We start from the raw sequence: 19,742 nt of genomic DNA, 5'->3' as shown, positions 1-19,742 counted from the left end.
CCGTGCTTGATCGTCTGAAGTCCGTGCTGAAGGCGCGGTTCGGTTCCGCGCCCGCGTTGTCGGAGGCCCCGAAGGGGGTCGAGGTCCTGGCCGAGATGGCCAACCGCCGCGTCGTCCGGCGCTATTCCGACAAGCCGCTCGATCCGGCGCTGCTGGACACGCTGTGCGCCGTGGCGCTGTCGGCGCCCTCCAAGAGCGACCTGCAGCAGGCCGACATCGTGATCGTCACCGACAAGGCGCAACGCGAGAAGCTCCAGGCCCTGATCCCCGAGAACCCGTGGGCCGCCGCCGGTCCAGCGCTGCTGGTCTTCTGCGGCAACAACCGCCGGCACCGGCTGCTGTTCGACTGGCGCGGCCGGCCGTTCGTGAACGACCATCTCGACCCGTTCTTCAATGCCGCCGTCGATGCCGGCGTCGTGCTCGCCACCTTCATCGCCGCAGCCGACCGGGTCGGGCTGGGGACCTGCCCGATCAGCCAGATCCGCAACCAGGCGGCCCGCGTCTCCGAGGTGCTGGGCCTGCCCCAGCATGTCTTCCCGGTGGCTGGGCTCGGTGTCGGCTGGCCGTCCTTCGAGGGCGTGATGAGCCCGCGCCTGGGGCTCGACGTGTCGATTCATCGTGACCGCTACGACGAGGCCGGGATTCGGGAAAAAATCGAGGCCTATGACCGGCGCCGCAACGAGACCCAGCCGTACAAAACACAACGTTTCGTGGAGAAATTTGGCGAAGACGCCGCCTATGGCTGGTCCGAGGACAAGGCGCGGCAATATTCGGTTCCGGAGCGCGCCGATTTCGGCGCATTCGTGCGTGCGAAGGGTTTCAATCTCGACTGATCGTGCGCCGCTTCAGTTCCTGCAGCACATGAAGTCGCAGCGCGCTCGAGAGATTGGTCTGGTCCTGGCCGCGCCCGCGGTCGATCTCCGCGACCAGGGCGTTCAGCGACAGGCCGCGCGCTTCGGAGAGGGCTGAAAGCTCGGTCCAGAAGGCATCTTCCAGCGATACGCTGGTGTGGTGGCCGTCGATCGTGACCGAGCGTTTACGCATGACGGGACTGTGGCAGCAGGCCCCGGCAGCGGCAACACGCCTCCGCATGCTGCCTTGCCGCCGTCACAGAGCGTGCGTATAAGCGCGCCCAATCAACCCCTCCGGACACATCATTATGGAAATCCGTAACGTCGCGATCATCGCGCACGTCGACCATGGCAAGACCACACTGGTCGATTGCCTGCTGAAGCAAAGCGGCACGTTCCGCGAGAACCAGCAGGTGGCCGAGCGCGCCATGGATTCGAACGACCTCGAACGCGAACGGGGTATCACCATCCTCGCCAAGGCGACTTCGGTCGAATGGCATGGCACCCGTATCAACATCGTCGACACGCCGGGCCACGCCGACTTCGGCGGTGAGGTCGAGCGCATCCTGTCGATGGTCGACGGAGTCGTGCTCCTGGTCGACGCCGCCGAAGGGCCGCTGCCGCAGACCAAGTTCGTGCTGGGCAAGGCGCTGCGCCTCGGCCTGAAGCCGATCGTGCTGATCAACAAGGTCGACCGTTCCGACGCCCGCGCCCACGAAGTGCACGACGAGGTCTTCGATCTCTTTTCCGCGCTCGAGGCTTCCGACGAGCAGCTCGACTTCCCCACGCTCTTCGCCTCGGCCCGCCAGGGCTGGGCTGCGACCTCGCTCGAGGCCGAGCACACGGACATGACGCCGCTGTTCGAGCTGCTGGTGAACCACGTGCCGGCGCCGAAGGTCGATCCCGATCCGGCGTTCCGCATGCTGGTGACGACGCTCGAGGCCGACAATTTCCTCGGCCGCATCCTCACCGGCCGCATCCTGTCGGGCTCGATCAAGCCCAACTCGATGGTCAAGGCGCTGGCCCGCGACGGCAAGGAACTCGAGCAGACGCGCATCACGCGTATCCTGGCCTTCCGCGGGCTCGAGCGTGTGGCGCTCGAATCGGCAGAGGCCGGCGATATCGTGGCCATTGCCGGCATGAAGGTCGCCACCGTGGCCGACACGATCGGTGATATGACGATTTCCGAGCCGATCACCTCGCAGCCGATCGATCCGCCGACTCTCGCCATGACCTTCATGGTGAACGACTCGCCGCTCGCCGGTACCGAAGGCGATAAGGTCACGACCCGCATGATCCGCGCGCGCCTGATGCGTGAGGCGGAAGGCAATGTCGCGATCCGCGTCAGCGACACAGAGAACGCCGATTCCTACGAAGTCGCCGGTCGCGGCGAATTGCAGCTCGGCGTGCTGATCGAGACGATGCGCCGCGAGGGCTTCGAACTCGCCGTCGGCCGTCCGCGCGTGCTGTTCCAAACGGATCCGGTCACCGGCCAGCGCCAGGAGCCGATCGAGGAAGTCGTGATCGACGTCGACGATGCCTATACCGGCGCCGTCGTCGAACAGATCTCGCTGCGCAAGGGCGAGCTGCAGGACATGCGCCCGTCGGGCGCCGGCAAGACCCGCCTAGTGTTCTACGCACCGTCACGCGGCCTGATCGGTTATCACGGTGAGTTCCTGACCGACACGCGCGGCACCGGTGTGATGAACCGCCTGTTCCACGAATATGGCGCCTATCGTGGCCCGATCGCCGGCCGCCGCAACGGTGCGCTGATCGCCAATGCCGCGGGCAACGCGGTGATGTACGCGATGTGGAATCTCGAGGATCGCGGCCCGATGTTCATCGAGCCCGGCGTGCCCGTCTACATGGGCATGGTGATCGGCGAGCACAGCCGCGGCAACGACCTCGAAGTGAACGTCCTCAAGGGCAAGCAGCTCACCAACATTCGTGCCGCCGGCAAGGACGAGGCCGTCCGCCTCACGCCGCCGCGCAAGATGTCGCTCGAGCAGGCCATCGCCTATATTGAGGAAGATGAACTCGTCGAGATCACCCCGAAATCGATCCGGCTGCGCAAGCGCTTCCTCAATGCCGAGGACCGCAAGCGGGCCAAGAAGCAGGCCGCTGCGGCGGCGGAGTAAAGACTAGGACATGAGCGGCAGGAACGTGGATTTCGGCGATCGCCTCGCGACCGCCGCGGCGGCCAAGCAGGCCTTGCTCGAGAAGGCCAAGGCCAAGGCCAACGATCCGGAACTGATCAAGAAGCAGGCCGAGCGCGCCGCCATCGCGGCCGCCCGCGAGGCTCGCGAGGCCGAGCGCCGGGAAGCCAAGCGGCTGGAAGACGCGCGCATCGCCGCCGAATTGGCGGCGGCAAAGGAAGCGGCCGAAGCGGCAGCAGCAAAAGCGGCCGCAGAGGCTGCAGCAGCGGCAGCAGAAGCTGCTGCGGCGGCCGAAGCTGCGGAGGCCGAGCGTGCCGCCCGGCGCGCCGCTGCCAAGCCGGTGCTGACCGAGGCCGAGCAGAAGGCCGCTCGCGACGCCCGCTACGCCGCCCGCAAGGCCCGAAAGGGCAAGCGCTAAGCCTCCAAGCCGGCGGGATGCCTAAAGCGTCCCGCCCGTCAGCGAGGCGCGCTGGCTGATTTCGATGTGGTTGCCGTCGGGATCGCAGACGAACGCATAGCGCACCGTCTCGCCCAGCACGCGCGGCTCGCCCCCTGAGGTGCCGCCTCGCTCCAGGATGCCGGCATACTCGGCCAGGCAATCCCACACCTGCACCGTCATGTAGCGATAGCCGGGGCCGCGCCACTGGCCGACAGCGCTCTCGACCTTTCCCCGCTCGGCCACCACGATCAGCGAGTCGCCGCAGCGATAGCGGCCTTCGCCTGCGCGCTCGAACTGCATCGCATGCGTCCAGAACCGGTCGTGCGCGGCCGGATCGTTGACCCGCAGCAGGATGGCGATGCCATCGACGCCGGCCAGGCCCTTCGGCACCAGGGTCACCTTGTTGCCGTCCGGATCGGCGAGCGGCTGCGGCGCCGTCAGCCCCTCGCGTGCGATCTCGAGGGCGAGGATGCCGGAGGGGGGCACGTCGGGCAGGGGGCCGCGCGCATGATTCATCTTCAGGATCGAGCCGTTCATGTGGTGGCGGTGCTGCTGCATGCCGCCGCCCAGCTTGCCCATGTGGTCGTAGGGCAGGCCGACCGTCTGTTGCCAGAAGGCGAGTTGCTCGTCGCGCTTGTTCGAGAACAGGCCGACGTCGAGATGCTGTTTGGCGAGGTTCATGGCGGAAGTGTAGCGCAGGCCGGAAAACAATTCTTACAAACCCTGCCGCGACTCCGCTGCACCGTGATCCTAGAAAGACGGCGGTGGGGGGCCGGCTGCCGGGGGGCAGCCGGCACATTGCGGGAAGGGCTGTCGATGATTCGCGCCATGATCGGCACGCTTGCCGTGCTGGCCGGTTTTGCCGTCGTCGAGCGTTCGGTCGACGCCAGAACCGGCCCGCCCGGATCGTGCTCGCAAACCGATGTCCATCCGCTCCTGCCGTCGGGCGACATGCTCGCGGTGAGGTCGGGGCCGACGCTGTTCTCGCCCGAGATCGGGGCGCTTCGGAGGGACACTGCGCTCATCCTGTCCGGCGGCCAGAGCGGCTGGGCACACATCGCGATTGCGGACGCTCCGCAATTCGATGGCTGGGTACCGGCGGACCAGCTCTGGGTGGATGTCGAGGCGAGCCGCGCGCTCTACAGCCAGCCGGGACCGATGGGCAGGATGCTGGTGATGTCCGACGGCGACGCGGAGAGCTTCCGCGTCCTTGGGTGCCATGGCCCCTGGCTGCACGTCATTAACGCCCGCACCGGCGCCGTCTGGATCGACAGAAGGCAATCTTCATAAGTCCGTCGTCTCGACCAGAGCAGCGAGGTGCGGAGTGGAGAGACCTGCTCTCCACGCAAGCCGGCAAGTCGTGAAAAAAGGTCTCTCCACTACGCCGAGCTGCGCTCGGCTCCGGTCGAGACGACGGAGGCTTTCTTCTTTCAGCCTGTGCCCGATCGAAAGCGGCGGTAACCGTCAGATCTTCAGGTCGCTGAAGAAATCGTTGCCCTTGTCGTCGGTGATGATGAAGGCCGGGAAATTCTCGACCTGGATGCGCCAGATCGCTTCCATGCCGAGCTCGGGATACTCCAGCACTTCGACCTTCTTGATGACGTCCTGCGCCAGGATCGCGGCGGGGCCGCCGATCGAGCCGAGGTAAAAGCCCTTGTGCTTGCGGCAGGCGTCGACGACCTGCTTGCTGCGGTTGCCCTTGGCCAGCATGACCATCGAGCCGCCATTGGCCTGGAAGAGATCGACGTAGGAGTCCATGCGGCCGGCCGTGGTCGGACCGAACGAGCCCGACGCCATGCCGGTCGGCGTCTTGGCGGGGCCGGCGTAGTAGACCGGGAACTGCTTGAAATAGTCCGGCAGGCCCTCGCCGCGATCGAGCCGCTCCTTGAGCTTGGCGTGGGCGGAGTCGCGCGCCACGATCAGCGTGCCGCTGAGGTTCACGCGGGTCTTCACCGGATGCTTCGTCAGCACCGAGAGCGTGTGGGCCATGCCCTTGTTCAGGTCGACCGAGACGACGTCGCCCGAGAGCTGCGCCGGTTCGATCTCGGGCAGGAACTGCGCCGGATTGTGCTCGAGCTGTTCGAGGAAGACGCCATCCTTCGTGATCTTGCCGACGGCCTGGCGGTCGGCCGAACAGGAGACGCCGATGCCGATCGGCACCGAGGCGCCATGGCGGGCGATGCGGATCACGCGCACGTCGTGGCAGAAATACTTGCCGCCGAACTGCGCGCCGATGCCCATCTGGCGCGTGAGCTCGAGCACCTTCTGCTCCATCTCGCGGTCGCGGATGGCGACGCCCTTGTTGTTGCCCTCGCCGGGCAGGTCGTCGAGGTAGCGCGTCGAGGCGAGCTTCACCGTCTTGAGGTTCATCTCCGCCGAGGTGCCGCCGACCACGATGGCGAGATGGTAGGGCGGGCAGGCGGCGGTGCCGAGCGTGCGGATCTGGGTGTCGAGGAACTTGAGCAGCGAGGCTTCGTTCAGCACGGCCGGCGTCTGCTGGTGCAGGTAGGTCTTGTTGGCCGAGCCGCCACCCTTGGCGACGAACAGGAACTTGTAGGCGTCGCCGTCGGTCGCATAGATGTCGATCTGCGCCGGCAGGTTGGTGCCGGTCTGCACTTCCTTGAACATCGACAGCGGCGAGACCTGCGAATAGCGCAAATTGGTTTCGGTGTAGGTCTTGTAGACCCCCTTGGCGATCGCTTCCTCGTCGCCGCCGCCGGTCCACACCGCCTGGCCCTTCTTGGCCATGACGATGGCGGTGCCGGTGTCCTGGCACATCGGCAGCACGCCGCCGGCCGAGATGTTGGCGTTCTTCAGCAGTTCGAGCGCCACGTAGCGGTCGTTGGCCGAGGCCTCGCCGTCGTCGAGGATGTTGCGGAGCTGCTGGAGGTGGCCCGGGCGCAGCAGGTGGGAAATGTCGTGGAAGGCCGCGGCCGTCAGGGTGGTCAGGGCCTCCGGCGCGACGGTGAGCACGTCGCGGCCGTTAAACTTGGTGGTGCCGACGAAGTCAGAGGTGAGCTTGCGGTAGGGCGTCGTGTCCTCGTGGCTCGGGAACATTTCCTGAAACTGGAACTCGGGCATGCGTCTTCTCTCCTGGCGACCCTGTCGGGGCGCCGGTTTCCTGCCGCAGCCGGGCCGCGGCGTCTACCTACTTCTTTCGGAAGCTGTCGAGCTTGACGACCTTGGAAGCCGCATCCTCGGGCTTGGCCCCCTCGCCGGTCGGAGACTCGCCCTCAGCCTCGGCGGTCGTCTCGCCTTCCGCCACGGGCGGCGCTGGCCGCTTCTCCGGCACCGGCAGTGGTGTCGGCTCGGCCGCGCCTTCGGGCTTCCCGGCCAAGACCTTCTCGCCCGTTTCCTTGTCGCGGCGGTCGAACTGGAGGCCGAAGCGAACCGAGGGGTCGACGAAGGCCGAGAGCGCGGCGAACGGGACCTTTATGCGCTCCTGCTGCTTGTTGAAGCTGACCATCACCTCGAAATCGTCCTCGCGGATGATCAGGTCCCAGTACTGATGCTGCAGCACGATGGTCATTTCATCGGGATACTTGGCGCGCAGATAGTCCGGCAATTCCACGCCGGGATCGTTGCTGCGGAAGCTGATGTAGAAATGGTGCGAGCCCGGCAGTCCCGTTTCCGCGACCTGAGTCAGCACGCGTCGTACGACGCTGCGCAGCGCATCGTCGACGAGAGCGTCGTAGTGAAAGCGATCGTTCATGGCCTGTCGGAAATTTGTGAAAGCATCGACCCGCCCTGCCGGAGAGTCAACGATGGCAATAGCCGTCAATTGGCCGGAAGGAAAGTGGGGGGCTTCTGTTGCCCGGTGCCCCCCGGACCGCGCTTACGTCCGCTGTTTAGGCGGCAGCAGCGAGTGTAACGGTGTTATCGTTAGCACTTGTGAATGGCCCGTCACGGCGGAACCATACCGGGCAAAAACCGCGTCTTTACCACGCTCGTCGATCCTGGTTCGCCCCCATCGGTTCCGCCCGAGGGCGGAGAGGAATGGTGGAGGCGCCGGGTACTGCCCCCGGGTCCGAAACGCTTATGTCACGCGGCGTTTATCGCCATAGTCGGTTGCCCGACACCCTCCATATAGGCGCTTCCGCCGGCTTTTTGAAGACATGTCCGGCGCCTCGATCCTTCCTTGCCCGCCGCAGCCGAATCCCCGCATAAAGCCCGGCGAAACGAAGGACAGCGAACGATGCCCCTCTCCAGCGACCAGCAGGCAGAAATCGACCAGGCCCGGGCCGGCGCCCAGCCGACCTTGCGTCCGGTCGCTCCGGCGCTGGAGGAGATCCTCTATCAGGCGCTGCCCGTGCTCGATCACGGCTTCGTCCGCGTCGTCGACTACATGGGCGACGATGCCGCCGTGGTGCAGGCCGCGCGGGTGAGCTACGGCCGCGGCACCAAGAAGGTCAGCGAGGATCGCGGCCTCATCAACTATCTCATGCGGCACCGCCACACGACGCCGTTCGAGATGTGCGAGATCAAGTACCACGTGAAGCTGCCGATCTTCGTGGCACGGCAGTGGATCCGGCACCGCACCGCCAACGTGAACGAATATTCCGCGCGCTACTCGATCCTCGACAACGAATTCTATGTGCCGAAGCCCGAGCATCTCGCCGCCCAGAGCGCGATGAACCGCCAGGGCCGGGATCAGGTGCTGGCGGGCAAGGAGGCCGAGCGCGTCTTCGGCCTGCTGAAGCAGGACGCCGAGCTTGTCTACGAGCATTATCTCGAGATGCTGAACGAGGGCGAGGGCGGCGCACCGCTCGATCCCGAACGGTCCGGCCTCGCGCGCGAACTGGCGCGCATGAACCTGTCGCTCGGCTTCTATACCCAGTGGTACTGGAAGACGAACCTCCACAATCTCATGCATTTCCTCTCGCTGCGCGCCGATGCCCATGCGCAGTACGAGATTCGCGTCTATGCCGAGACGATGCTCGATACGCTGAAGCGCTGGTGCCCGATCAGTCACGACGCCTTCGTCGAATATCGCCTGGGCGGCACGCATCTCTCCAAGACCGGCCTCGCCATCGTCAAGCGCATGCTGGCGGGAGAGAAAGTCGAGCAGAAGTCGAGCGGGCTGAGCGCCCGCGAATGGCGCGAGCTGATGGCGTCGCTCGGTCAGGCGACGTGATCCGCGATCCCGGCCGGCTCAGGCTGCTGCGCGAGCGGCCGCGCGACAACACGGCGGTCGAGGAGATGAACGAGGCGGCCTTCGGCCCCGAGCGTCAGCAGAAGACGGTGTACCGGCTGCGCGAGGGCGTGAAGCCGATCCGCGAACTGTGCTTCGTGGCGATCGACCAGAAGGACCGGATGGTGGCGTCGATCCGCAACTGGCCGATCCTGATCAACGACAAGTGGCCGGCGGTCATGCTGGGCCCGCTCGCCATCTCGCCCGAGCTGCGCGGGCTGGGCTACGGCAAGGCGCTGATGTGGCACTCGATGGCGCAGTCGCGCATGCTGGGCCACAGCCGCATCATCCTGGTCGGCGATCCCGAATATTACAACCAGTTCGGCTTCCGCCGCGATCTCGCGCTGAACATCCAGCTCCCCGGCTGGGTCGAGGACCGCCGCTTCCTCGCGCTGGAACTGGTCGCCGGCTCGATGATCGGCGTCCACGGCCTGATCGGCCAATGGCGCCCAGGCTGGCGTCCCAAGAAGACCCGCCAGCGCGGCTAGATTTTTCTGTCGTCAAAGGTCCGTGTCTGGCCGCTCGGTGAGGTCCTTCGCTGCCGCTCAGGACGACATCAGTCACTGCACCACGATGTTCGGGGCCTTGCGGGCGCCGCGCTGGTTGGCGGAGAGCTGTTTCCAGACGCGGCCGGCGATGTTCTTGTAGGCCTGCGCATGCGCGCTGTCGGGCTTCGAGACGACGATGGGATGGCCGCTGTCCGACGTCGTGCGGATGTCGAGATGGAGCGGGACTTCGCCGAGGAACGGCACGCCGAGCTTTTCGGCCTCCTCGCGGGCGCCGCCATGGCCGAAGATTTCCGAGCGCTCGCCGCAATGCGGGCAGAGGAAATAGCTCATGTTCTCGACGATGCCGAGCACCGGCACGGCGACCTTGCGGAACATGTTGAGGCCCTTGCGGGCGTCGACCAGGGCGATGTCCTGCGGCGTCGAGACGATGACGGCGCCGGCCAGTGCCACGCGCTGGGCCAAAGTGAGCTGGGCGTCGCCGGTGCCCGGCGGCATGTCGACGACGAGCACGTCGAGGTCGCCCCACTGCACGTCGCGCAGCATCTGCTCGAGCGCGCTCGACACCATGGGGCCACGCCAGATCATCGGCGTGTCCTCGTTCACGATGTAGCCGATCGACATGGTCTTGAGACCGTACTTCTCGATCGGCTTGAGCATCTTGCCGTCGGCCGACTCGGGCTTCTCCGTCACGCCCAGCATGCGCGGCATGGAGGGGCCGTAGATGTCGGCATCGAGCAGCCCGGTCGTGAGCCCGTTGGCGGCGAGGCCGAGCGCCAGGTTGACGGCAGTGGTCGACTTGCCGACGCCGCCCTTGCCGGACGCCACGGCGATGATGTGCTTCACCCCCGGCACATCAATGCGGCCGCCGCCGCCGGTCGTCTTGGCCGCGGGTGCGCCATGGCTGTGGCCGTGATGGCCGCCCGGTGCGGGCGGTGGGGGGGGCGCGGCGCGCTCTGCCGTCATCACCGCGGTCGCCGAGAGAACGCCGGGCATCGCGCGGATCGCCTGTTCGCAGGCCTGGCGCAGGGGTTCGAGTGCCGTGCCGCGCGCGGGATCGACTTCGAGGGTGACGGCGACGTGGCCGGCGCGCGTTGCGACACCGCTCACCATGCCGAGTGCCGAGACGCTGCGGCCCGTCACCGGATCGATCACGGTATCGAGAACCTTGCGGACGGCCGATTCGGTGATTTCCGCCATGTTCTGCTGCTTTCGCTGCGGCGCAATTTCACGTCCGCCGCTTGATTGAAGGTGGGCCTGCCGTCACATATATGCAGAGCGTCTGGAAATCAAAAGCGACAACGCGCCCAAGCGCGGTGACAAGCGGCAGCAGGGGCCCTGAGGTGAAAAATGGCGTGGAATAACAACGGCGGCGGCGGCCCTTGGGGCGGCGGCGGCGGTAGTGGCGGCGGCGGCGGCGGTGGTCCCTGGGGCGGCGGCGGTGGCGGTGGCAACAAAGGCGGTGGTGGTGGTGGTGGCGGCGGTCCGTTCGGCTCGCGGCGCCCGCCCGACATGGAAGACGTGATCCGCAAGGGTCAGGAACGGCTCAAGGACCTGATGCCGGGCGGCTTCGGGACCTACAAGGGCATCGCTCTCGTGGTGCTGGGCGCACTCGTGATCTGGCTCGCCACCGGCTTTTTCCGCGTGCAGCCCAACCAGCAGGCGATCCAGCTGGTGTTCGGCAAGCCCTATGGGAAGCCGGTCGAGCCCGGCCTGCACTACAATCTGCCCGCCCCGATCGGCAATGTCGTGGTGGTCAACGTGCAGGACCAGCGCCGTACGGTCATCGGCTCGCGTGGCAACCAGGCCAACACGCCCTATACGCGCGGACCCCGTCCAACCTCGACGGAAAACCTGATGCTGACCGGCGATGAGAACATCGTCGACATCGAGTTCGCGGTGCTGTGGCAGATCAAGGACGTCTACAAGTACGCATTCGACGTGCGCAATCCCGAGGAGAACGTACGTGCCGGCGCCGAAGCCGCGATGCGCGAGGTGATCGGCAAGTCGAACCTCCAGTATGCGCAGACCGAGGGCCGCAGCCGCATCGAGCAGGACACCAAGGACCTGCTGCAGGGCATCCTCGACGAGTATGGGCTCGGCGTCCGTATTTCCCAGATCCAGCTTCTGCGCGTGGACCCGCCGCAGGAAGTCATCGCGGCCTTCCGCGACGTCCAGGCGGCGCGCGCCGACAAGGAGAAGCTGATCAACGAGGGCAACACCTACCGCAATCAGCAGCTTCCCCGCGCAAAGGGTGAGGCGGAATCCATCATCCAGCGTTCCGAAGCCTACAAGGCGGAGACGGTGGCGCGGGCGAGCGGTGACGCCCAGCGCTTCGACCAGGTCTACGAGCAGTGGGCCAAAGCCAAGGACATCACGACCGAGCGTCTCTACCTCGACATGATGGAAGAGGTGTTGCGCAACGTGAACAAGGTGCTCGTCGACAAGGGCACGACCAACAATGGCGGCGTGCTGCCCTATCTGCCGCTGCCCGAGCTGCGCTCGGGCCAGACTCCGGGCGTCGGGCCGCAGCCGCCGCGCGCACCTCAGCCGCTGCCGGGAGCGACGCGATGAGCAACCGTTCGATTATCGCGCTGGTCGCGCTGGCGATCGTGGGCTTCCTCGTGAGCCAGACCTTCTACACGGTGGACCCGACCAAACAGGTTCTGGTCCGTCAGTTCGGCGCCATCGTCGGCGAGCCGAAGACCGACCCCGGCCTCTACGCCAAGCTGCCGCTGATCCAGGACATCCAGCGGATCGACCGCCGGTTGCTCGACTATGAAGCCGAGGAGTTCGAGATCATCGCCGGCGACCAGAAGCGGCTCGTGGTCGACGCCTATGCCCGCTACAAGATCGTCGCGGCCAAGCTTTATGCGCAGACCGTGCCGGGAGGCGAGACGACCCTGCGCGGGCTGCTCGACTCGCTGATCAACTCGGAGATCCGCGGCGTCCTGTCGTCGGTGCCGCTGCATGCGGTGCTGACCGACCAGCGCGCCAATCTGATGGACGACATCACCCGGCGGGTGAACGTCAAGACCATGGAACTGGGCGTCCAGACGGTCGACGTGCGTATCAAGCGGGCGGACCTGCCGCAGGCCAACTCGCAGTCGGTTTACAACCGCATGAAGACCGATCGCGAGCGCGAGGCCGGCCAGCTCCGCGCCGAGGGCGACGAGGAGAATGCCCGCATCAAGGCGACGGCCGACCGCGAGGTGGCCGTCATCAAGGCCGACGCCGGGCTGAAGGGGCAGATCCTGCGAGGCGAGGGCGACGCGGCGGCGACCGAGATCTACGCCAAGGCGTTCACCAAGGATAAGGACTTCTACGCCTTCTACCGGCGCATGGAGGCCTACAAGCAGGCGTTCGGTTCGGGCGGCTCGACCATGCTGCTGAGCCCGGACAACGACTTCTTCCGCTTCTTCAACGACCCCGCGGGGCTGCCGGCGCCGAAGCCCTAGGAAGCGGCAAATATCGTACCGACCGGCGGCTGTGGCACTCTTGTCACGCCGCCGGTTTCTTTTTGGTCAGGTGTCCAAAACCCCGCAAAACCGGGCTCGATAACGACCTCTTTATTTGCGCCACAATCGGCCCGCAGTTAGACAGGAACTCTAACGCGCGGCGCCGGCCGTATCGACCGTTTGGCCTTGAGCGCCGTTGGAGGTCGGTCGTGATTCTAGCTGATTTGCAAGGCTATTTCAGAGGGGCCGCGCTTGCGGCGATCGCGTCGCTAGGCCTCGTGGCGGCGGAGCCCGTATGGGCTCGTCAACCGACGGAGAGCTTCTCCGAGCTGGTCGACAAACTGATGCCGACCGTCGTCAACATCACGACCACGCAGAACGTCCCCCAGCAGGGGCCGCGTCTTCGAGACATGCCGCAGCTTCCGCCCGGCTCGCCCTTCGAGGAACTGTTCAAGGATTTCTTCGACAAGCGCGGTGGCGAAGAGCAGCAGAAGCGCCGCGGCACGTCGCTGGGCTCGGGCTTCGTGGTCGACGGCGACGGCTACATCGTCACCAACAACCACGTGATCCAGGGCGCCGAGGACATCACGGTCATCTTCCGCGACGACACCCAGCTCAAGGCGAAGCTGATCGGCTCGGACAGCCGTATCGACCTCGCCCTGCTCAAGGTCGAGCCGCCCAACAAGAAGCCGCTGCCGGCCGTGAAGTGGGGCGATTCGGACAAGTCCCGCGTCGGCGACTGGGTGATCGCGATCGGCAATCCCTTCGGCATGGGCCATTCGGTGACGGCGGGCATCATCTCGGCACGCGGACGGTCGCTGAACGACTCGCTCGACGACTACTTGCAGACCGACGCCGCCATCAACAAGGGCAACTCGGGCGGTCCGCTGTTCAACACCGATGGCGAGGTCATCGGCGTCAACACGGCGATCTACTCGCCCTCCGGGACCAATGCGGGTCTCGCCTTCTCGATCCCGTCGAACATGGTGAAGCAGGTCGCCGACCAGCTCCGCGAATTCGGCAAGGTCAAGCGCGGCTGGATCGGCGTCAGCTACCAGAGCGTCACCGACGACATCGCCGACTCCTTCGGCCTCGATCGCGCCCGCGGCGTGCTGGTGGCCAATGTCACGGCCGACGGTCCGGCCGGCAAGGCGGGCCTGAAGCGCAACGACATCATCCTCTCGTTCGGCGGGCAGGACGTGCTCGACCTGCGCCGCTTTCCGCGGGTCGTGGCCAATGCCCGGGTCGGCAGCACGGTCGACGTCGTCGTCTGGCGCGGTGGTAAGGAAGTGCCCCTGAAGCTCAGGGTGGGCGAACAGGAAGAGGCCGAGAAGCAGAACACCTCGGCGCAGGGTTCGAAGAAGCCGGCAGAGCCCGACCAGCCGGTGACCTCGACCATCGAGCAGCTCGGCCTGACCTTGCAGAAGGTCACCGACCAGTTGCGCGAGCGCTATGGCCTGTCGGACCAGGTGAAGGGCGTGATCATCACCAAGGTGGCGTCCAACAGCCCGGCCGCCGAGAAGCAGCTTCAGCCAGGCGACGTCATCCTCGAGGTCGACCAGAAGCCGGTGACGACGCCGCAGGAGGTCACCGATCTCGTGACCAAGCTGCAGCAGCAGAAGAAGCGCTCCGTGCTGCTCTTCGTCGAGCGTCAGGGCGACCCACGCTTCGCCGCGCTCAGGCTGCAGAAGTAGCTTTCGCTGCCAACAAATGGAAAAGGCCGCGCATCGCGCGGCCTTTTTGCTTTGGAGCGCGCCACTCCAGTGGCGCGCTCCAATGAGGCCTAACCGACCTTCACCACCAGCTTGCCGAAGTTCTCGCCCTTCAGCAGGCCCATGAAGGCCCCGGGCGCCTTCGCAAGGCCGTCGATTACGGTTTCGCGGCTCTTCAGCTTGCCGGAGGCCACCAGCCCGCCGACCTCGTTCACGAAGTCGCCCATGAGGGCGACATGGTCGGAGACGATGAAGCCCTGCAGGGTCAGGCGGCGCTGGACGATGGTGAACATCTTCTCCGGGCCGGCCATCGGCGCGGCGTCCTGGTACTCGGAGATGGCGCCGCAGAAGGCGACCCTGCCAAAGTTGTTGAGGCGTGCGAAGACGGCATGGAAGATCTTGCCGCCGACATTCTCGAAATCGGCGTCGATTCCCTGCGGGCAGAGCTTGTCGAGCACCGCGCCCACGTCGCTCTCGGTCTTGTGGTTGAAGCAGGCATCGTAGCCCGCCTCGCGCACCGCCCACTGGCATTTCTGCTCGTCGCCGGCGCAGCCCACGACGCGGGCGCCGGCGAGCTTGGCGAGCTGGCCCGCCACCTGGCCGACGGCACCGGTCGCGGCCGACACGAACACCGTCTCGCCCGCCTTGGGCTTGCAGATGTGCTTGATGCCGTACCAGGCGGTGAAGCTCGGCATGCCCAGCACGCCGAGATAGGCCGAGAGCGGCAGGCCGGCCGGGTCGATCTTGCGCAGGCCCTTGCCGTCATGGACCGTGTGGCTGGCCCAGTTCAGCATGCCCATCACGATGTCGCCCTTGGCGAAGCGCGGGTTTTTCGAGTCGACGACCTCGCCGATCGAGCCGCCGGTCAGCGGCTTGTCGAGCTCGAAGGGCGGCGTGTAGGAGCGCAGCTCGGTCATGCGCGGCCGCATGTAGGGATCAAGCGACAGGAAGCGCTGGGCGATCAGAATCTGGCCCTCGGCGAGGGCGGGCAGGGAAACGGTCTCGCTGCGAAAACAGTCCGCGGTGACGTCGCCTTCGGGGCGTTTGGCGAGGACGATCTGCTGGATGTCGGTCATGGGTCTTTCCTCTCTTCGAAGTCGCTGCGGCGATAGCCCTGCAGGTAGAGCAGCGCGGTGAGATCGCCATGGTCGATGCGAGCCGGCACCTGGGCGGCCACGGCCGGCTTGGCGTGGAAGGCGACGCCGAGGCCAGCGGCCTTCAGCATCGGCAGGTCGTTGGCGCCGTCGCCTACGCTTATCGCGTCCGCGTCGGTAAGGCCACGCTCTCCGGCCAGGCGCCGCAGGGTCGTGAGCTTCGCCTCCTTGCCGAGGATGGGATGCGCCACCGTGCCGGCCAGGGACGTGCCGTCATGCTCCAGCACGTTGGCGGCATCGAGGTCGAAGCCCAGCGCCTTGCGCACCATGGCGGTGAAGTAGGTGAAGCCGCCCGAAACCAGCGCGCAATAGGCGCCGTGTTTCTGCAGGGTGGCGACCAGGGTGGCGCCGCCCGGCATGTAGCGGATGCGGGTCGCGGCCTCGTCGAGCCGGCCGACCGCCAGGCCCTTCAGCAGGCCGACCCGCTCCTCGAGCGCGCCGGCGAAGTCGATCTCGCCGTTCATCGCGCGGGCGGTGATGCCGGCGATCTTCTCGCGCAGGCCCAGGAAGTCGGCCAGCTCGTCGAGCATCTCGTTGTGGATCATGGTCGATTCCATGTCCGCGACGAGCAGCTTCTTGCGGCGTCCGTTCGCCGGCAGAACGACCGCATCGACGCCGGCCAGGCTGATCGACGGGGCGGTCCCGTCGAACGGCAGGTCGCAGGCAATGCCCTTGTCGAGCCAGTCGGGCGCGCCGACGGTGACGTCGCTGCTCTTCAGGGCTTCGATGGCGGAGGCCACGACCGCATCGGTCACGGCGGGGCGGGCGGGATCGGAGATCAGGACGAGGACGTTTTTCACGCTCCCGGCTCTAGCGGCGGGGTCGCGGATTTGCAAACAGTGCGCCGCTCATGACATCGCACGCTCAGACCCCCGTCATCGTCGTCACCGGACCGACCGCCAGCGGCAAGTCGGCGCTGGCGCTCGACCTCGCCGAACGGCGCGGCGGCACGGTGATCAATGCCGATGCGATGCAGACCTACGACGCCTTCCCGATCCTGACGGCGCAGCCGAGTGCGGAGGAGCGGGCGAGGGTGCCGCACACGCTCTATGGCGTGCTGCCGCTCAGCGAGACCGTATCGGCCGCGCGCTGGCGCACACTCGCCTCGGCCGAGATCGAGCGGGTTCTGGCCACCGGCCGCGTGCCCATCCTGTGCGGCGGCTCGGGCCTCTATATCCGGACCCTGATGCACGGAATTGCACCGATTCCCGACGCCCCGCCCGAGCTGCGCGAGCAGGCCAATGCCGACTGGGCGGCCCTGGGGTCGCGGGCTTTCCGCGATCGGCTGGCCATCCACGACCCCGCCATCGTCGCCCGGCTGAAGCCGGAGGACCGCCAGCGTCACGTCAGGGCCTGGGAGGTCTGGCAGGCCACGGGGCGGCCGCTCAGCGAGTGGCAGCGGGGCGAGGCCTCTGCCGCGCCTTGGCAATTCGTGACCGTCCTGCTGGTGCCCGACCGCGTCTGGCTGAGGGACCGGATCGAGCATCGGTTCGACGTCATGCTTTCCCAGGGCGTGGAGGCCGAAGTTCGTGCGGTTTTCGACGAGCGCCCCGATCCGGCCTGGCCGGGGCTCAAGGCCCATGGCGCTCCGGAGTTTTTCCGGTATTTCCGGGGGGAATTGTCGCTCTCGGATGTCCGCCGTATTGCAGTCGACCATACGCGGCAATACGCGAAACGCCAGATGACGTGGTTTCGGCACCAGATGGCGCCAGATCTGGTGTTCGACCGGAGGCCCGAGCAGGCTTTGGGCGAGATTGAGAAATATTTGGACAATCTGGCGGGGTGAAACTTTGCGTTTCGATCTTTTCGATTGACCGCTCCAAACGCCGCCCCTATGTTCCCGCGCCGCAAAACCCCCGTTTTGCGGCACATTTGTCATGAAGGAGATCGCTGTGTTGAAGCCCGAGGAGTCCGCCACGACTGGCGCCGATCTGTTGGTGAAAGCCCTGATCGACGAGGAAGTCGAGGTCGTCTTCGGCTATCCCGGCGGTGCGGTCCTTCCGATCTACGATTCACTCTTCAAGCAGAACCGGCTGCGCCACATCCTGGTGCGCCACGAGCAGGCGGCCGTGCACGCCGCCGAGGGCTATGCGCGCTCGACCGGCAAGGTCGGCGTGGTGCTGGTGACCTCCGGTCCCGGCGCGACCAACGCCGTGACCGGCCTGACCGACGCGCTGATGGATTCCATTCCGCTCGTCTGCCTGACGGGCCAGGTGCCGACCCACCTGATCGGCAACGATGCCTTCCAGGAAGCCGACACGACCGGCATCACACGCCCCTGCACCAAGCACAATTACCTGGTGAAATCGGTCGGCGATCTCGCCCGCTCGGTCCACGAGGCCTTCTACGTGGCGCGCTCCGGCCGTCCGGGCCCGGTCGTGATCGACCTGCCCAAGGACGTGCTGATGAACAAGCACGAGTATGTGGCGCCGCCCAAGGTCGCGGTGACGCACAAGAGCTACCGGCCGCAGACCCAGCCCGACCCGAAGAAGATCGAGCAGGCGATCGAGATGATCGCCAATGCCAGGCGCCCGGTCTTCTACGCAGGCGGCGGCGTGATCAATGCCGGACCGAAGGCGTCCAAGCTGCTGACGCAGCTCGTGCATCTCACGGGCTACCCGATCACCAACACGCTGATGGGCCTCGGCGCGTTCCCGGCGTCGGACAAGCAGTTCCTCGGCATGCTGGGCATGCACGGCACCTACGAAGCCAACCTCGCGATGCACGGCTGCGACGTGATGATCAACATCGGCGCGCGCTTCGACGACCGCATCACTGGCAACCTGACGAAGTTCTCGCCGGGCTCGAAGAAGATCCACGTCGACATCGATCCGTCGTCGATCAACAAGAACGTCCATGTCGACCTCGCCATCGTGGGCGATGCCGGCATCGTGCTGGAAGAGCTGGTGAAGGCCTGGAAGGCGAAGCAGCCCAAGGTCGACCAGAAGGCGCTGAAGGCGTGGTGGGCCGAGATCGAGACGTGGCGGTCGCGCAACTGCCTCGCCTACAAGCCCAACAAGCAGGTGATCAAGCCGCAGTATGCACTCGAGCGGCTCTACCACCACATCAAGGACAAGGACCACTACATCACGACCGAAGTGGGCCAGCACCAGATGTGGGCGGCGCAGTTCCTGAAGTTCGAGCAGCCCAATCGCTGGATGACCTCGGGCGGCCTCGGCACCATGGGCTACGGCTTCCCGGCGGCGCTGGGCGTGCAGATCGCCCACCCCGAGGCGCTGGTCATCGACGTGGCCGGCGAGGCGTCGATCCTGATGAACATCCAGGAGCTCTCGACGGCGGCACAGTATCGCCTGCCGGTGAAGATCTTCGTGTTGAACAACCACTACATGGGCATGGTCCGGCAGTGGCAGGAGCTGCTGCACGGCGGCCGCTATTCCGAGAGCTATTCGGAATCGCTGCCTGACTTCGTGAAGGTCGCCGATGCGTTCGGCGCCAAGGGCCTGCGCTGCGACGATCCCGCCAAGCTCGACGACACGATCAAGGAGATGATCGAGCTGAAGCATCCCGTCATCGTCGACGTCATCGTCGATGAGAAGGAGAACTGCTTCCCGATGATTCCGTCGGGCGCGGCGCACAACGAGATGCTGCTGGGGCCGGACGACAAGCAGTCCGCGAAGGTGTCGGAAGAAGGCATGGTGCTGGTGTGAGCAAGGATTCCGCTATCGTCGCCCACACGATTTCCGTCCTCGTGGCCAACGAGCCGGGCATCCTCGCGCGCGTGGTCGGCCTCTTTTCCGGCCGCGGCTACAACATCGAGAGCCTGACCGTCGCGGAGACCAACGCGAAGGAAAGCCAGTCGCGAATCACCATCGTGACCAAGGGCACGCCGATGATCATCGAGCAGATCAAGGCGCAGCTCGACCGTCTGGTGCCGGTCTATCGTGTGCGCGACCTCACGGTCGAAGGCCCGCACATCGAGCGGGAACTGGCGCTGGTGAAGGTGAAGGGCGTCGGCGAAAAGCGCGTCGAGGCGCTGCGCCTGGCCGACGTGTTCCGTGCCAAGGTGATCGACGCCAAGTCCGATTCGTTCGTCTTCGAGGTCACGGGCAACACCGACAAGGTGCAGACCTTCATCGGCCTGATGGAGGCGCTGGGCCTGGTCGACGTCGTCCGCACCGGCATCGTCGCCATGTCGCGCGGCGGCGAGGCGCTTTAGCGCCGCGCCGCTCCCCGCTCAGCACCTTTAGTAGTTCGACAGGCCCTTGATCGAGGCCACCCGGCCCTCGATCTCGGCCAGGTTGGCCGGCGCCTTGT

Annotated in this window: 19 protein-coding genes and 1 other RNA gene; 12 read left to right on the top strand and 8 right to left on the bottom strand. The window is 66.2% G+C overall.

The genetic code is table 11. The annotated features are described in order from the left end of the window. The first annotated feature begins 2 nt into the window (after positions 1-2). Entirely contained in the window at positions 3-833 is an 831-nt protein-coding gene (locus tag ACT6UX_RS14080) for a nitroreductase family protein (protein WP_444775783.1), read from the top strand. On the opposite strand, the gene ACT6UX_RS14075 is transcribed toward ACT6UX_RS14080, so the two are convergent. Next, entirely contained in the window at positions 820-1,044 is a 225-nt protein-coding gene (locus ACT6UX_RS14075; RefSeq protein ID WP_444775782.1) for a ribbon-helix-helix domain-containing protein, read from the bottom strand. The two genes, ACT6UX_RS14080 and ACT6UX_RS14075, sit on opposite strands and share 14 nt — an antisense overlap. A gap of 115 nt (positions 1,045-1,159) precedes the next feature. On the opposite strand from ACT6UX_RS14075, the gene typA reads away from it, so the two are divergent. After that, complete coding sequence (typA, locus tag ACT6UX_RS14070; protein WP_444775781.1) at positions 1,160-2,989, top strand: translational GTPase TypA; 1,830 nt, start codon at positions 1,160-1,162, stop codon at positions 2,987-2,989. Positions 2,990-2,999: 10 nt separating this feature from the next. After that, positions 3,000-3,425 carry a DUF6481 family protein gene (locus ACT6UX_RS14065; RefSeq protein ID WP_444775780.1) on the top strand — a complete coding sequence of 142 codons (426 nt, stop codon included), beginning with the start codon at positions 3,000-3,002 and terminating at the stop codon, positions 3,423-3,425. A 21-nt stretch (positions 3,426-3,446) separates the two neighbouring features. On the opposite strand, the gene ACT6UX_RS14060 is transcribed toward ACT6UX_RS14065, so the two are convergent. Continuing rightward, positions 3,447-4,127, bottom strand: coding sequence for a VOC family protein (locus ACT6UX_RS14060; RefSeq protein WP_444775779.1), 681 nt, complete (start codon positions 4,125-4,127; stop codon positions 3,447-3,449). 147 nt (positions 4,128-4,274) lie between these two features. Between ACT6UX_RS14060 and ACT6UX_RS14055 the strand changes: the two genes are divergently transcribed. Next, positions 4,275-4,736, top strand: coding sequence for a hypothetical protein (locus tag ACT6UX_RS14055; RefSeq protein ID WP_444775778.1), 462 nt, complete (start codon positions 4,275-4,277; stop codon positions 4,734-4,736). A gap of 174 nt (positions 4,737-4,910) precedes the next feature. Here ACT6UX_RS14055 and ACT6UX_RS14050 read toward each other — a convergent pair whose 3' ends face one another. The 3 genes from ACT6UX_RS14050 to ssrA all read right to left on the bottom strand — a co-directional run bounded on the left by ACT6UX_RS14050 (position 4,911) and on the right by ssrA (position 7,562). After that, the gene (locus tag ACT6UX_RS14050) at positions 4,911-6,527 is read right to left on the bottom strand and encodes a fumarate hydratase (protein ID WP_444775777.1); all 1,617 of its coding nucleotides are present in this window, start codon (positions 6,525-6,527) and stop codon (positions 4,911-4,913) included. Between the two features lie 67 nt (positions 6,528-6,594). Further along, the gene (locus ACT6UX_RS14045) at positions 6,595-7,158 is read right to left on the bottom strand and encodes an SspB family protein (protein WP_444775776.1); all 564 of its coding nucleotides are present in this window, start codon (positions 7,156-7,158) and stop codon (positions 6,595-6,597) included. Between the two features lie 83 nt (positions 7,159-7,241). Then, positions 7,242-7,562, bottom strand: a transfer-messenger RNA (tmRNA) gene (ssrA, locus tag ACT6UX_RS14040). A gap of 79 nt (positions 7,563-7,641) precedes the next feature. On the opposite strand from ssrA, the gene thyX reads away from it, so the two are divergent. Beyond that, positions 7,642-8,580 (top strand): FAD-dependent thymidylate synthase, encoded by a 939-nt coding sequence (gene thyX / locus ACT6UX_RS14035; RefSeq protein WP_444775775.1) that lies wholly within the window; start codon positions 7,642-7,644, stop codon positions 8,578-8,580. After that, positions 8,577-9,125: a GNAT family N-acetyltransferase gene (locus tag ACT6UX_RS14030; protein WP_444775774.1), complete on the top strand. Its 549-nt coding sequence runs from the start codon at positions 8,577-8,579 to the stop codon at positions 9,123-9,125. The genes thyX and ACT6UX_RS14030 overlap by 4 nt, the downstream gene beginning before the upstream one ends. A 72-nt stretch (positions 9,126-9,197) precedes the next feature. On the opposite strand, the gene apbC is transcribed toward ACT6UX_RS14030, so the two are convergent. After that, a complete protein-coding gene (apbC, locus tag ACT6UX_RS14025; RefSeq protein ID WP_444775773.1) occupies positions 9,198-10,343 on the bottom strand; it encodes an iron-sulfur cluster carrier protein ApbC in 1,146 nt (381 codons plus the stop codon). A 150-nt stretch (positions 10,344-10,493) separates the two neighbouring features. On the opposite strand from apbC, the gene hflK reads away from it, so the two are divergent. From hflK to ACT6UX_RS14010, 3 genes are all read left to right on the top strand, one after another. Further along, positions 10,494-11,717, top strand: a complete 1,224-nt coding sequence (gene hflK, locus ACT6UX_RS14020; RefSeq protein ID WP_444775772.1) for an FtsH protease activity modulator HflK — start codon at positions 10,494-10,496, stop codon at positions 11,715-11,717. Beyond that, complete coding sequence (hflC, locus tag ACT6UX_RS14015) at positions 11,714-12,601, top strand: protease modulator HflC (RefSeq protein ID WP_444775771.1); 888 nt, start codon at positions 11,714-11,716, stop codon at positions 12,599-12,601. Before hflK ends, hflC begins: the two co-directional genes overlap by 4 nt. Before the next feature lie 209 nt (positions 12,602-12,810). Next, positions 12,811-14,295 carry a DegQ family serine endoprotease gene (locus ACT6UX_RS14010; protein ID WP_444775770.1) on the top strand — a complete coding sequence of 495 codons (1,485 nt, stop codon included), beginning with the start codon at positions 12,811-12,813 and terminating at the stop codon, positions 14,293-14,295. 89 nt (positions 14,296-14,384) lie between these two features. Here ACT6UX_RS14010 and ACT6UX_RS14005 read toward each other — a convergent pair whose 3' ends face one another. Together ACT6UX_RS14005 and serB are read right to left on the bottom strand one after the other, a co-directional pair. Then, positions 14,385-15,389, bottom strand: a complete 1,005-nt coding sequence (locus ACT6UX_RS14005; protein ID WP_444775769.1) for an NADP-dependent oxidoreductase — start codon at positions 15,387-15,389, stop codon at positions 14,385-14,387. Next, positions 15,386-16,267, bottom strand: a complete 882-nt coding sequence (gene serB / locus ACT6UX_RS14000; protein WP_444775768.1) for a phosphoserine phosphatase SerB — start codon at positions 16,265-16,267, stop codon at positions 15,386-15,388. Before serB ends, ACT6UX_RS14005 begins: the two co-directional genes overlap by 4 nt. A 50-nt stretch (positions 16,268-16,317) precedes the next feature. Between serB and miaA the strand changes: the two genes are divergently transcribed. The 3 genes from miaA to ilvN all read left to right on the top strand — a co-directional run bounded on the left by miaA (position 16,318) and on the right by ilvN (position 19,644). Then, positions 16,318-17,253 (top strand): tRNA (adenosine(37)-N6)-dimethylallyltransferase MiaA, encoded by a 936-nt coding sequence (gene miaA / locus ACT6UX_RS13995; protein ID WP_444775767.1) that lies wholly within the window; start codon positions 16,318-16,320, stop codon positions 17,251-17,253. Positions 17,254-17,344: 91 nt separating this feature from the next. Then, a complete protein-coding gene (locus ACT6UX_RS13990) occupies positions 17,345-19,135 on the top strand; it encodes an acetolactate synthase 3 large subunit (protein ID WP_444775766.1) in 1,791 nt (596 codons plus the stop codon). Further along, positions 19,132-19,644 (top strand): acetolactate synthase small subunit, encoded by a 513-nt coding sequence (gene ilvN / locus ACT6UX_RS13985; protein ID WP_444775765.1) that lies wholly within the window; start codon positions 19,132-19,134, stop codon positions 19,642-19,644. The genes ACT6UX_RS13990 and ilvN overlap by 4 nt, the downstream gene beginning before the upstream one ends. Positions 19,645-19,742: the final 98 nt, after the last annotated feature.

Origin of the sequence: Reyranella sp. (assembly GCF_052439685.1) — a bacterium.
Classification (GTDB): domain Bacteria; phylum Pseudomonadota; class Alphaproteobacteria; order Reyranellales; family Reyranellaceae; genus Reyranella.
The sequence above is the reverse complement of the archived record's forward strand: the minus strand, read 5'-3'. Positions and strand labels throughout refer to the sequence as shown.

What these genes read in the sequence shown, in the direction of transcription:
- ACT6UX_RS14075 (WP_444775782.1), bottom strand. Translation starts at nt 1,044, where the DNA reads ATGCGTAAACGCTCGGTCACGATCGACGGCCACCACACCAGCGTATCG.
- typA (WP_444775781.1), top strand. Translation starts at nt 1,160, where the DNA reads ATGGAAATCCGTAACGTCGCGATCATCGCGCACGTCGACCATGGCAAG.
- ACT6UX_RS14065 (WP_444775780.1), top strand. Translation starts at nt 3,000, where the DNA reads ATGAGCGGCAGGAACGTGGATTTCGGCGATCGCCTCGCGACCGCCGCG.
- ACT6UX_RS14060 (WP_444775779.1), bottom strand. Translation starts at nt 4,127, where the DNA reads ATGAACCTCGCCAAACAGCATCTCGACGTCGGCCTGTTCTCGAACAAG.
- ACT6UX_RS14055 (WP_444775778.1), top strand. Translation starts at nt 4,275, where the DNA reads ATGATCGGCACGCTTGCCGTGCTGGCCGGTTTTGCCGTCGTCGAGCGT.
- ACT6UX_RS14050 (WP_444775777.1), bottom strand. Translation starts at nt 6,527, where the DNA reads ATGCCCGAGTTCCAGTTTCAGGAAATGTTCCCGAGCCACGAGGACACG.
- ACT6UX_RS14045 (WP_444775776.1), bottom strand. Translation starts at nt 7,158, where the DNA reads ATGAACGATCGCTTTCACTACGACGCTCTCGTCGACGATGCGCTGCGC.
- thyX (WP_444775775.1), top strand. Translation starts at nt 7,642, where the DNA reads ATGCCCCTCTCCAGCGACCAGCAGGCAGAAATCGACCAGGCCCGGGCC.
- apbC (WP_444775773.1), bottom strand. Translation starts at nt 10,343, where the DNA reads ATGGCGGAAATCACCGAATCGGCCGTCCGCAAGGTTCTCGATACCGTG.
- hflK (WP_444775772.1), top strand. Translation starts at nt 10,494, where the DNA reads ATGGCGTGGAATAACAACGGCGGCGGCGGCCCTTGGGGCGGCGGCGGC.
- hflC (WP_444775771.1), top strand. Translation starts at nt 11,714, where the DNA reads ATGAGCAACCGTTCGATTATCGCGCTGGTCGCGCTGGCGATCGTGGGC.
- ACT6UX_RS14005 (WP_444775769.1), bottom strand. Translation starts at nt 15,389, where the DNA reads ATGACCGACATCCAGCAGATCGTCCTCGCCAAACGCCCCGAAGGCGAC.
- miaA (WP_444775767.1), top strand. Translation starts at nt 16,318, where the DNA reads ATGACATCGCACGCTCAGACCCCCGTCATCGTCGTCACCGGACCGACC.
- ACT6UX_RS13990 (WP_444775766.1), top strand. Translation starts at nt 17,345, where the DNA reads ATGAAGGAGATCGCTGTGTTGAAGCCCGAGGAGTCCGCCACGACTGGC.